Raw genomic sequence first — 12,564 nt, 5'->3', positions numbered from 1 at the left:
GCTAACCTCCAGCCATGAAAGCCGTTACACAAGCGAGCTGGCTAGGCCGGGGCGATAGCCGCACCATCGCCTGAGTAAACCCCAGTGCCCTCTTGCCTGAGCCGTGCCTCGATCTCGTCTGGAGGCACCGGGCGCGAGAACAGGAAACCCTGCACTTCGGGACAGCCCTGCTTGCGCAGGAAGTCCCGCTGCGCCGGCGTCTCGACGCCTTCCGCCACCACCGTCAGCGACAGCCCTTGGGCCATCGCCAGCACCGCGCCGACGATCGCCGCATCCGCACGATCATCAGGCAGCGCACGCACAAAGGCCCGATCAAGCTTTAGCTTGTCTACCGGCAATCGCTTCAGGTAGCTCAGGGAAGAATAGCCGGTCCCGAAATCATCGATGGCGATCTGGTGGCCCTTGTCGCGCAATGATGTCATGCGCGGGTAAACATCGCCGGCGCGCTCATCGAGCAGCACCGACTCGGTAAGCTCGAGTCCGAGCAGCTGGGCCGGCACCTTGTAACGGGCCAGACAGGCGGAAATCCGCGATTCCAGGTCGCCCTGAATCAGCTGCAGCGCCGAAATATTTACCCAGACCGGCACTCGCGGCAGCCCGGCCTGTTGCCAGCGCGCCAACTGTGAGACCGCCTGCTCGATCACCCAGGCACCCAGCGGCGTCATCAGGCCATGGCGCTCGGCCAGCGGGATGAAGTCTCCTGGCGACACCATGCCCAGCCGTGGGTGACGCCAACGCATGAGCGCCTCCATGCCTACCAGAGAACCATCCTTGAGGCTGTACTGAGTCTGGTAATGCAGCTCAAGCTGACCACCTTGGGCGAGCGCCGCGCGCAGATCGTTGACCAGTTCGAGCTGCCGATCCCCCGGCTCATCCAAGGCAGGCTGAAAGCGCTTATGATGGTTGCGGCCGTGGCGCTTGGCGCTGTAGAGAGCGCTTTCCAGCCGCTGCAGTAGCACATTGGAGTCGCGGCCATCATCCGGTGCCCGACAGCTGCCGACGGTCAGCCCCAGGCGCAGCGACTGACCATCCTGTTCGAAGGGTGCCGTCAGATGCTCGCAGAGCCCGGCCACCCAGGTATCATGATCGTCGAAGTTGGTGGTGCGGATGACCATGAATTCATCGCCACCCAAGCGCCCCACCACACCCCCAGCGACCTGCCGCGCCAGCCGCTGTCCAAAGCGCGACAGCAGCCGGTCACCCGCCTCGACGCCCATGGCATCGTTGATGGCCTTGAAGCCGTCGATGTCGATCAGCGCCATGTCCAGCCCCTCGCCGGCCCGCAGGTGGCGCAGCCGCGAACTCAGCAGATCGTGAAGGCGCCGACGGTTGGGCAGGCCGGTCAAGGGGTCCTCGAAGCCAATTCGCCGCATGTCCTGCTCGCGCGCCTTGTGACGAGAAATGTCGGTAAACAGTCCCACGTAATGACTGACCTTGCCATTCTCTCCACGGTAGGCTTGAATGCGCAGCCATTCCGGGTACTGGTCGCCCTGCTTGCGCTGGTTCCAGATCTCGCCTTCCCATTTGCCGAGCGAGGTGAGAGCCTCCCAGTAGCGATCGTAGAAGGCCTTGTCGTGACGTCCGGCCGATAGCATCGAGGGGTCCTGGCCACGAACCTCCTCGAGGGCATAGCCGGTGATCTGGGTAAAGGCAGGATTGACCGTGAGGATACGGTGGCGGGCGTCGCAGATCATGATGCCGTCCTCGGAGCTCAGCATCACCTGCTCCCCCAAGGCTCGGCGGGCATGCTCCTGGCGCACCATCCGCCAGGCATCCCACAGCCCCAGAGCGAGCAGCAGCAGGGTCATCAGGCGCACTCCCACTCCGCTGGCCCAGGGCAGGGCGGCGACGCCGAGCAAGCCCAGCCAGACCATTGGTCGATTAAGTGTAAAGAGCGGCCACATAAGGGATCATCAGTTTTACGGTCCATGGACTCGAGTACGAAAGAAGTTCGTACCTTTCATTATTCTATCGGCGAACGCTACCATGGGTTTAATGGTTAATCACCAAAATGGTGAGGGCGCGGTGCCTAGCCTCTCGTCAGCCGGACCGCTGCCAAGGGTGGCGACGTGCAATCATCTGGTGCTGCCAGTAGAATGGCCCGCAGTCTAGCCGGCCTCCGGCCCACCCTAATGTCGACTCTCGGAATGATTCTGTGACCAAGCAACACTCCTTTAGCCACGAAGAGCTGCTGGCATGCAGCCAAGGTGAACTGTTCGGCCCGGGCAATGCCCAGCTGCCGGCACCCAACATGCTGATGCTCGACCGCGTCACCCATATCCACGAGGAAGGCGGTGAATACGGCAAAGGCGAGCTGATTGCTGAACTCGATATCCACCCGGACCTGTGGTTCTTCGACTGCCATTTCCCCGGCGACCCGGTCATGCCCGGCTGCCTGGGCCTGGATGCCATGTGGCAGTTGGTCGGCTTCTACCTGGGCTGGCTTGGCCACCCGGGACGCGGCCGTGCTCTGGGCTGTGGCGAGGTCAAGTTCTCTGGCCAGATCCTACCGGAAGCGAAGAAGGTCAAATACCATATCAACGTCAAGCGCATCATTACCCGGCGCCTGATTCTTGGCATCGCCGATGGCACTGTGTCCGTCGACGGCCGCGATATCTACCAGGCCAATGACCTGCGGGTCGGCCTGTTCACCTCCACCGCGAATTTCTGATCAGGAGGCTCCCATGCGACGAGTGGTAGTCACCGGGCTGGGCATCGTGTCTTGCCTCGGCAACGACCGGCACCAGGTCCTCGATGCGCTCAAGGCAGGGCGCTCTGGCATCCGTTTCAAGGACGACTACGCTGAACGCGGCTTCCGCAGCCAGGTGGCGGGCGTCGTGGACATCGACCTCGACGCGCTGGTCGATCGCAAGCTGCGCCGCTTCATGGGGGATGCCGCAGCCTATGCTTATGTGAGCATGGCTCAGGCCATCGAAGACTCGGGCCTTACCCCAGAGCAGGTATCGAACGAGCGTACCGGTCTGATCGCCGGCTCCGGCGGCGCGTCCAGCGCCAACCAGGTCGAAGCTGCCGACGTCTTGCGCGAGAAGGGCCTGCGCCGTGTGGGGCCCTACCGGGTCACCCGCACCATGGGCAGTACCGTCTCGGCCTGTTTGGCGACCCCATTCAAGATCAAGGGCGTCAACTACTCGATCTCCTCGGCCTGTGCGACCTCGGCTCACTGCATCGGCAGCGCCGTCGAGCAGATCCAGCTGGGCAAGCAGGACGTCGTGTTTGCCGGCGGTGGCGAAGAAGAGCACTGGACCCTGTCCTGCCTATTCGACGCCATGGGCGCGCTGTCGACCCACTATAACGAAACGCCGGACAAGGCGTCGCGCCCCTATGATCAGGCCCGCGACGGCTTCGTGATCGCCGGTGGTGGCGGCATGCTGGTGCTCGAAGACCTGGAGCACGCTCAGGCACGCGGCGCCAAGATCTATGCCGAAGTGGTCGGCTATGGTGCCACCTCGGATGGTTACGACATGGTGGCGCCATCCGGCGAGGGCGCGGCCCGCTGCATGCGTCAAGCCATGGCCACGGTCAAGGGCAGCATCGACTACGTCAACACGCACGGTACCTCCACGCCTGTGGGTGATGTTGCCGAGCTGAAGGCCATTCGCGAGGTGTTCGGGGATCGGACGCCGGCGATGAGCTCGACCAAGTCGCTGACCGGCCATTCACTGGGCGCCACCGGCGTGCAGGAAGCGATCTACTCGCTGATGATGATGGAGCATCGCTTCATCGCTGCCTCGGCCAACATCGAGAAACTGGATGACCAGGCAGAGGGCTTCGACATCGTCACCGAACGTCGAGACGACGCCGAGGTGACGCGCGTGCTGTCCAACAGCTTCGGCTTCGGCGGCACCAATGCCTGCCTGGTGCTGGAGAAGTTCAGCAGCTGACGTCCAGGCCTGTCGCCCCGCGAACGCAAAGAAGGCGCCCCTTGGGGCGCCTTCTTTGTTTATCGCACTGTGTTTCTAGTGTGTTGTTTATAACGTTGTTTATGACATCACGGACAGATTCGTCGGCGGCTCACTCGCACTCACTAGACGCTGACTGACAGGTCCGGCGACATCAGTTGCTCACGGTCGCTTTGGCGGGCGTGCTTTCGGGCCTCGGCACCTCGGATATCTCCGCCAGGCGACCCTCGATCCAGGCTTCGACATCTACCAGCACCTCTTCTGCCGTGCGACCGTCGGTCTCGATCGGCGGGCCAATCTCGAGCGTCAGGCGCCCCGGATTCTTGACCCAGTGCCGTCCCGGCCAACGCTCACCGGCATTGTGCGCCACCGGCAGCACCGGCACCCCGGCGCGGCAGGCGATCACCGCACCGCTCTTGTTGTAGCGCCGGCGCTCGCCCGTTGGCACCCGGGTACCCTCCGGAAAGATCAGCACCGACAACCCCTCATCGAGACGCTCCTTGCCCTGGATAAGCACCTGCTTCATGGCCCGAGCCGGCTTGGAGCGATCCAGTGCAATCGGCTTGAGCAGCCTAAGCCCCCAGCCGAAGATCGGGAAGTTCAGCAGCTCCTGCTTGAGCACCGTGCACACCGGCGGCTTGATCAATTGAAGATAGATGGTCTCCCATTCGCACTGGTGATTCGAGAGAATCACGCAGGCGCCCTCGGGCACGTTCTCGCGCCCGTGGAAGTCATAGCGTACGCCGCAGGTAATACGAAACCAGGCGATAACCACATGATTGTAGAGATTCAACAGTCGATAGCGCGAACGCAACGGCAGCAGCGGCGCTAAGGGCAGCAGAAAAATCCCGCTAAGGATCATGGCCAGGAAGTAACCGGCGTAGAAGAGCAGACTGCGCAGGGTATTCATGCGTTGCCCCCCCGGTGATCAATAGGTGAGTCGGAAGGACGATAGGCCTGGCACCAGGCGTCGAGCATGCGGCCGACTTCAAGACGCCAGGGTTTCTGGTGTACGCCGAACACCTGCAGTACGCGACGACAGTTAAGCACCCGACGCAGGGGTTGCCCGTGATGATGATCAAGCGCCTTGAGTTCGCCAAGCAGCAGCGGCTGGCCGAGGCCTTCGAGGCGAGTGACCAGTTGAGTACGCACCATCGAGGCGAAGGCGAAAGCGCTGACCGGTTCGGTACCCGCCAGATGGTAGACCCCCCAGCTTTCTGCACCGCAGTGAATCTGCTGCAGCATGCCGATCAGGGCCATGGCCGCCGCATCCGCCGACGTCGGGCAGAAGATGACATCCTGAGCCGCGCTCAACTCATCGCCGCTGACCAGTCGATCGAGCATGCTGCCAAGCCAGGCGCCACTCCCTTCCAGGGCGAACAACGGCCCCAATCGCACGATCAGGTGGCGGGGGTGTCGCTCGCGAATCTGCTGGCCGACGGCCATCAGTTGGCGCAATCCTTCGTCACGCGGCTCGGGCCTGACGTGTTCATCGATAGGGCCCTCGAAGCCGTCTTCATAGAGCTGATCCGATACCGCCCACACCAGCGGCATACCGAGTTCCCGGCAGCTCGCCAGGCAGCGCTCGACCGCCTCGGCATGGGCCGTGACGGCTGCCGGCTCGATATCCATCGGCTGCACCAGCGGCGGAACCAGCACCGCATCAGGTGAGATCTCGGCGAGCCGGCCGACCTCGAGCTCCACCCCGGCCTCGATCACCAGCTCGGTATCGGTACGACGATTGGCCTCACGGGCCAGTGCCAGGCTCAGACAGTGCCCGGCATCCAGTATCAACAGCTTCACGAAGGCTCCTTCATGGGCACCGGTTCAGCGCAGGAAAAGGCTGGTCGCCTCAGAACGGAATCTCATCATCGAAGTCGTCGAAGCTGCCCGGATTCGGTGCGCCGAAGTTGTTACCCTGCTGCGGCTGCTGGGGCGGCTGCTGGGGCGGCTGCTGCGGCGGGCGCTGGGGCTGTCCGCCCTGCTGCGGGCCGCCTTGCTGACCATAATTGTTGCCCTGGGGAGGCTGCTGGGGCGCGTTGCCGTAGTTGCCGGCACCGCCACCCTGCTGAGCAGCATTACCCTGCGGCATGCCGCCCTGGTTCATGCCGCCCGCATAGTTGCCCCCCTGAGGATCGTTCTGCGGGGAGCCACCCTGACCGCCGCTTCGCGAGTCGAGCATCTGCATATCGTTGCAGACGATCTCGGTGGAATAGCGATCCTGACCGTCCTGACCCTGCCATTTGCGGGTCTGCAGACGACCTTCGACATAAATGCGTGAGCCTTTCTTGACGTACTGCTGAGCGATCTCGGCGAGCTTGTTGAACAGCACCACTGTGTGCCACTCGGTGCGCTCCTGGCGCTGCCCGCTCTGGCGATCAGTCCAGCTGTCGGTGGTGGCGATGCGCAGGTTGGCGACCGGGTTGCCGGAAGGCAGAAAACGTACTTCCGGGTCCTGGCCCAGATTGCCGATCAGGATGACCTTGTTTACACCACGGGCCATGTTTTACTCCTTGATTGCGGGCGACCGCCTGGCCGCCCCGATGAATGGTGACCGTCTAGCGGTCCTGAGCCCCGGCCACTCGCGCCAGGGCCTCGCTGTCCAGTTGCTGACGGTCAACCTTGAGGTAGGCAAGACGCTCCTCAGGTACCACCAGCACGTCTTCGACGCCTGCCACTTCGGCGAAGCGTTGCATCAGGGTTTCCAGGGCATCCTCATGGGTACGCTCATCAAGCGCCACCACTTCGCTCGAAAGATGACGCGGTGTAGGCATGCCATACATCACCCCCAGCCACAGCACCCCTACCAGCGTAGCACCGTAGAAAACCGCGTCTTGTCCCCACTGCTGGCTCAGGGCACCGCCCAGCACGCCACCGAGGAAGGCTCCGAGGAACTGGCTGGTGGAATAGACTCCCATGGCGGTGCCCTTGGTACCCGCCGGTGCCAGCTTGCTGATCATCGAGGGCAGGGTTGCCTCGAGCAGATTGAATGCGGTGAAGAAGACCATCAGCAGCACAGCCAGGCTCCACCAGCCGGTATTCATCAGGCCCATGCCCAGCAGGCTCAGCGTCAGCCCGGACACCGCCAGCACCATCATGCTCTTCATGCGCTGACGCTTCTCGGCGATGATCACCAGCGGCACCATCGCCACGAAGGCAAGCCCCATGATGCCGAGATAGACCCAGCCATGCTGATTGGCCGGCACCCCCAGCGCGGCGAGGCGAACCGGCACCGCGACGAAGATCATCATCAGCAGCAGGTGCAGGGAGAAGATCGAGATATCCAGGCGCACCAGGTCGCCGCGTCTCAGCATCGACTTGAGCTGGCCGCGATCGAGGCCGACGTCCCGGTGGCGCATGCGGCGCGGTGCCGGAGGCACCAGCTTCCACAGCACCAGAATTCCCACCAGCGCCAGGGCGGCGGTGAACCAGAACACCCCGCTGAGGCCATAGTGGGCGGCCAGCAAGGGACCAAGCACCATGGCCACGGCGAAGGCCACACCGATCGACAGGCCAATAGTGGCCATCGCCGCGGTACGCACCTGCTCACGGGTCTGGTCGGCGAGCAACGCCATGATGGCGGCGGCTACCGCACCACAGCCCTGCAGGCCGCGGCCGATGATGATGTCCACGATGCTGTCGGCCTGGGCGGCCACGGCGCTACCCAGGAAGAACAGCAGCAGGCCGGCGGTAATCACCGGCTTGCGGCCGATGCGATCCGACAGTTGTCCGAAGGGGATCTGCAGCACGGCCTGGGAGAGCCCGTAGATACCCAGTGCCACGCCGACCAAGAAAGGGGTGGCGCCGGCCAGGTCGCCGGCATGCAGAGCGAGCACCGGCAGCACCATGAACAGGCCCAGCATTCGCGAGGCATAGAGCCCCGCCAGGCCACTGATGGCGCGCCGCTCGGGGGCGGTCAGCAAACGAGAAACCATGGAGAATAGAAATCCCAAACGCATGAAAGGGGCGCGAAACACGCCTTAGTAGACCCCGTATTCTACCGGCTAGGCCATGCCCAGGGAAAGGCAGTGGGGCGTAAAGCTGCCTGGCTTTGGCGCCGCACTCGCCAAGCCCGTATACTCGAGCTTTTGTGCTGCACGAGGTGGCAATGGACAAGATCCTGGTCAGGGGTGCCCGCACCCACAACCTCAAGCAAATCGACGTCGAGCTGCCACGCGACAAGCTGATCGTCGTCACCGGCCTGTCCGGTTCGGGCAAGTCCTCACTTGCCTTCGACACCCTCTATGCGGAGGGTCAGCGGCGCTATGTGGAATCACTGTCCACCTACGCCCGCCAGTTCCTGTCGATGATGGAAAAGCCCGATGTCGATCATATCGAGGGGCTGTCACCGGCGATCTCCATCGAACAGAAGTCTACCTCGCATAACCCGCGCTCGACCGTCGGCACCATCACCGAGATCTACGATTATCTGCGCCTGCTGTTCGCCCGCGCTGGCACGCCGCGCTGCCCCGAACACGGTGAGGATCTGGAAGCCCAGACCATTTCTCAGATGGTCGATCAGGTCCTTGGCCTGCCCGAAGGCAGCAAGCTGATGCTGCTGGCACCGGTGATCAAGGGCCGCAAGGGTGAACACCTGCAGCTGCTCAGCGAGCTGCGTGCTCAGGGCTTCGTACGGGCGATGATCGACGGCCAGGTGCTCGAGCTTGACGACCTGGCGCCGCTGGAAAAGAACAAGAAGCACGACATCAGCGTGGTGGTCGACCGGGTAAAGGTGCGCGAGGGCCTGACCCAGCGCCTGGCAGAGTCCTTCGAGACCGCTCTGGGGCTCGCCGACGGCGTAGCGATCGTTCACTTCATGGACGGCGACCAGGAAGACATCAACTTCTCGGCGCGCTTCGCCTGCCCGGTGTGTGGCTACTCGATCGCCGAGCTCGAGCCGCGCATGTTCTCCTTCAACAATCCGGCCGGCGCCTGTTCCACCTGTGACGGTCTCGGCGTTCAGCAGGTCTTCGACCCGGACAAGCTGATCAGCCATCCGGAGCTGTCGCTGGCCGAAGGCGTGATCAAGGGCTGGGACCGGCGCAGCGTCTACTATTTCAGCCAGCTACAGGCCGTCGCCGCGCACTACCGCTTCGCCCTGGAGACTCCCTGGCAGGACCTGGCCCGGCACGAGCGGGACGTCATCCTTCACGGCAGCGGCCACGACGACGTCTCCTTTAGCTACGTCAACGACCGTGGCCGCCAGGTGACGCGGGAACACCCCTTCGAGGGCGTGCTGCCCAACATGCAGCGCCGCTACCGGGAAACCGAATCGAGCATGGTACGCGAGGAGCTGTCGCGCTACATCGCCGTCCAGCCCTGCCCCAGCTGCCACGGTTCGCGGCTGCGTAAGGAGTCGCGCCACGTCTACATCGACGACCAGACCCTGCCACAGCTGGTCGGCCTGCCGATCGGCGAGGCGATGAGCTACTTCGAGTCGCTGGCCCTGCCGGGCCGCAAGGGCGAGATCGCGGTCAAGATCATCCATGAGATTCACGCGCGCCTGGAATTCCTCGTTAATGTCGGCCTGGACTATCTGAACCTGGAACGCAGCGCCGAGACCCTGTCCGGCGGCGAAGCCCAGCGCATCCGCCTGGCGAGCCAGATCGGCGCGGGCCTGGTCGGGGTGATGTACATCCTCGACGAGCCCTCGATCGGTCTGCACCAGCGGGACAACGACCGCCTGCTCAAGACGCTCGAACGGCTGCGGGATCTGGGCAATACCGTGATCGTGGTCGAACATGATGAGGAGGCCATCCTCGCCGCGGATCATGTGCTGGATATCGGCCCCGGCGCCGGGGTCCACGGTGGCGAGATCGTCGCCCAGGGCACCCCACAGCAGATCAAGGACACGCCCGGCTCGCTGACCGGCCAGTACCTGTCCGGCACGCGACGCATCGAGGTACCGCCCTGGCGCATCCCCGGCAACCCCGAGAAACAGCTTAGGCTCATCGGCGCGTCAGGCAACAACCTGCGCGACGTCACCCTGACGCTGCCGCTAGGCGTGCTGACCTGCGTCACCGGGGTTTCCGGCTCGGGCAAGTCGACGCTGATCAATGGCACTCTGATGCCGATCGCCGCCCGGGAGCTCAACAAGGCCACCACCCTCACGCCGGCGGCTCACACCGGCATCGAGGGCCTTGACCAGCTCGACAAGGTCATCGACATCGACCAGAGCCCGATCGGCCGTACCCCACGCTCCAACCCGGCTACCTATACCGGCATCTTCACGCCCATTCGCGAACTGTTCTCCGGCACCCAGGAGGCGCGGTCCCGGGGCTACAAGCCGGGGCGCTTCAGCTTCAACGTCAAGGGCGGCCGCTGCGAGGCCTGCCAGGGCGAGGGCATGATCAAGGTCGAGATGCACTTCCTGCCGGACATCTACGTGCCGTGCGACGTCTGCAAGGGCAAGCGCTATAACCGCGAGACGCTCGAGATCCAGTACAAGGGCAAGAGCATCCACGAGGTGCTGGACATGACGGTCGAGGACGCACTGGAATTCTTCAGCCCCGTACCGGCCATTGCCCGTCGCCTGCAGACGCTGTTAGACGTGGGCCTGTCCTACATTCGCCTGGGGCAGAGCGCCACCACCCTGTCCGGCGGCGAAGCCCAGCGGATCAAACTCGCCCGGGAGCTCGCCAAGCGCGACACCGGCAAGACGCTGTATATCCTCGACGAACCCACCACCGGCCTGCACTTCGAGGACATCCGCCAACTGCTGACGGTTCTGCACCGGCTGCGCGACCATGGCAACACCATCGTGGTCATCGAGCATAACCTGGACGTAATCAAGACCGCCGACTGGCTGATCGACCTCGGCCCCGAAGGCGGCTCAGGCGGTGGACAGATCATTGCCGAAGGCACGCCCGAGCAGGTCGCGGCCAACCCGAGTTCCCACACCGGGCACTTCCTCAAGCCCTTGCTGGAACGCGTTGCCACTGCCGAGACAGTCGAGGGCTAGGCAGCACCCAAACCTCACGATCAAGCCCCGTCGACCTGGTGTCGACGGGGCTTTTTGTTGTCTGACACAGCACCACAGCACCACAGCACGGCTCACCATCGACAAGGTCAGATAAAGCCGCAAAGACGAGAAGAGCCCACCAGGAAAAAACAGCAGGCATAAAAAAACCGACCCCCGGAGGAGTCGGTTTTCTGTGTCCGATGCCCGACGCGAGGCAGCACGAGGATCAATCCTCGGCGGCTTCCTCGACGACCGGACGATCGACCAGTTCGACGTAGGCCATGGGGGCATTATCGCCGGTGCGGAAACCGCACTTGAGGATACGGACGTAACCGCCCGGACGCTCGACGTAACGCGGACCCAGCTCACTGAAGAGCTTGCCGACCGCTTCTTTGGAGCGGGTGCGGCTGAAGGCCAGACGACGGTTGGCGACACTGTCCTGCTTGGACAAGGTGATCAGCGGCTCGACGTGACGACGCAGCTCCTTGGCCTTGGGCAGGGTTGTCTTGATCACTTCATGCTCGACCAGAGACACGCACATGTTCTTGAACATGGCCTGACGGTGCGAGCTGTTGCGATTTAATTGGCGACCACTCTTACGATGACGCATGGTTGTAATTCCTTACCAAACTGGGACTCGAGGCGACGCTCACGCGGATGCCTTGTCGTCCTTCAGGCTTGCCGGCGGCCAGTTTTCCAGCCGCATGCCAAGGGACAGACCGCGCGTAGCCAACACATCCTTGATCTCATTCAAGGACTTCTTGCCGAGATTCGGGGTCTTCAACAGCTCCACCTCGGTGCGCTGGATCAGATCGCCGATGTAGTAAATATTCTCGGCCTTGAGGCAGTTGGCACTGCGTACGGTCAACTCGAGATCGTCTACGGGGCGCAGCAGGATGGGATCAATCTGATCCTCTTCCTCTACCACTTCCTGTTCCTTGTCGGCTTCCAGGTCGACGAACGCAGCCAGCTGCTCTTGCAGGATGGTCGCGCTGCGACGGATCGCCTCTTCCGGATCCAGGGTGCCGTCGGTTTCCAGGTCGATGATCAGCTTGTCGAGGTCAGTACGCTGCTCGACACGCGCGGCATCCACGGAATAGGAAACACGACGCACAGGGCTGTAGGTCGCATCCAGCTGCAGGCGACCGATGGCGCGGGACTCGTCCTCGGCACCATCGCGGGTATCCGCCGGCTCGTAGCCACGACCGCGAGCCACCTTGAGCTGCATTTTCAGCTCGGCGCCTTCGTTGACGTGTGCGATCACATGGTCGGGATTAATGATCTCGACATCATGGTCGACGGCAATATCGCCGGCCGTGACGACGCAGGGGCCCTGCTTGTTCAGCGTGAGCATTGCTTCGTCGCGGCTATGCATTTTGATTGCCACGTCTTTGAGGTTCAGGAGCATCTCGATGACGTCTTCCTGGACCCCTTCGATCGCACTGTACTCGTGATCGACTCCTGCAATTTCGACTTCGACCACGGCACAGCCGGGCATGGAAGACAACAGGATACGACGCAGAGCATTCCCCAGGGTGTGACCGAAACCGCGCTCGAACGGCTCGAGCACGATCTTCGCGTGGTGCGCGCTGATCTCTTCGACCTTGATATCGCGAGGACGGAGAAACTCTGTCACTGAACGCTGCATATGAACACCTTTCAGGCTGCCAAACGGATACTCGG

Annotated in this window: 10 protein-coding genes; 3 read left to right on the top strand and 7 right to left on the bottom strand. The window is 63.1% G+C overall.

The features are described from left to right. Positions 1 to 41: 41 nt before the first annotated feature. Positions 42 to 1,904, bottom strand: a complete 1,863-nt coding sequence (locus Q2K57_RS08920; protein ID WP_304524870.1) for a bifunctional diguanylate cyclase/phosphodiesterase — start codon at positions 1,902 to 1,904, stop codon at positions 42 to 44. A gap of 251 nt (positions 1,905 to 2,155) precedes the next feature. Between Q2K57_RS08920 and fabA the strand changes: the two genes are divergently transcribed. Continuing rightward, complete coding sequence (gene fabA / locus Q2K57_RS08915; RefSeq protein WP_092527144.1) at positions 2,156 to 2,671, top strand: 3-hydroxyacyl-[acyl-carrier-protein] dehydratase FabA; 516 nt, start codon at positions 2,156 to 2,158, stop codon at positions 2,669 to 2,671. Positions 2,672 to 2,684: 13 nt separating this feature from the next. Next, the gene (gene fabB / locus Q2K57_RS08910) at positions 2,685 to 3,902 is read left to right on the top strand and encodes a beta-ketoacyl-ACP synthase I (protein WP_112056032.1); all 1,218 of its coding nucleotides are present in this window, start codon (positions 2,685 to 2,687) and stop codon (positions 3,900 to 3,902) included. A gap of 172 nt (positions 3,903 to 4,074) precedes the next feature. Here the strand turns inward: fabB and Q2K57_RS08905 are convergent, their stop codons facing one another. From Q2K57_RS08905 to Q2K57_RS08890, 4 genes are read right to left on the bottom strand one after another with little or no spacing between them, the layout of a single operon-like run. Next, positions 4,075 to 4,830, bottom strand: coding sequence for a 1-acyl-sn-glycerol-3-phosphate acyltransferase (locus tag Q2K57_RS08905; protein ID WP_112056031.1), 756 nt, complete (start codon positions 4,828 to 4,830; stop codon positions 4,075 to 4,077). Next, entirely contained in the window at positions 4,827 to 5,723 is an 897-nt protein-coding gene (locus Q2K57_RS08900; protein ID WP_304524869.1) for a sugar nucleotide-binding protein, read from the bottom strand. The genes Q2K57_RS08905 and Q2K57_RS08900 overlap by 4 nt, the downstream gene beginning before the upstream one ends. A 49-nt stretch (positions 5,724 to 5,772) precedes the next feature. Next, positions 5,773 to 6,423, bottom strand: a complete 651-nt coding sequence (locus Q2K57_RS08895) for a single-stranded DNA-binding protein (RefSeq protein ID WP_304524868.1) — start codon at positions 6,421 to 6,423, stop codon at positions 5,773 to 5,775. Between the two features lie 55 nt (positions 6,424 to 6,478). After that, positions 6,479 to 7,855 (bottom strand): MFS transporter, encoded by a 1,377-nt coding sequence (locus Q2K57_RS08890; protein ID WP_112056028.1) that lies wholly within the window; start codon positions 7,853 to 7,855, stop codon positions 6,479 to 6,481. Between the two features lie 173 nt (positions 7,856 to 8,028). Here Q2K57_RS08890 and uvrA point away from each other — a divergent pair, with 173 nt between their 5' ends. Next, a complete protein-coding gene (gene uvrA, locus Q2K57_RS08885) occupies positions 8,029 to 10,881 on the top strand; it encodes an excinuclease ABC subunit UvrA (protein ID WP_304524867.1) in 2,853 nt (950 codons plus the stop codon). Positions 10,882 to 11,107: 226 nt separating this feature from the next. Here uvrA and rplQ read toward each other — a convergent pair whose 3' ends face one another. Together rplQ and rpoA are read right to left on the bottom strand one after the other, a co-directional pair. Beyond that, a complete protein-coding gene (gene rplQ / locus Q2K57_RS08880; protein WP_304524866.1) occupies positions 11,108 to 11,491 on the bottom strand; it encodes a 50S ribosomal protein L17 in 384 nt (127 codons plus the stop codon). 39 nt (positions 11,492 to 11,530) lie between these two features. Beyond that, on the bottom strand, positions 11,531 to 12,529 hold the full coding sequence (rpoA, locus tag Q2K57_RS08875) for a DNA-directed RNA polymerase subunit alpha (RefSeq protein ID WP_112056025.1): 999 nt from the start codon (positions 12,527 to 12,529) through the stop codon (positions 11,531 to 11,533). Positions 12,530 to 12,564 lie beyond the last annotated feature (35 nt).

Source organism: Halomonas sp. I5-271120, assembly GCF_030553075.1.
Lineage (GTDB): Bacteria > Pseudomonadota > Gammaproteobacteria > Pseudomonadales > Halomonadaceae > Onishia > Onishia taeanensis_A.
This window is presented reverse-complemented; position numbering and strand designations above follow the sequence as displayed.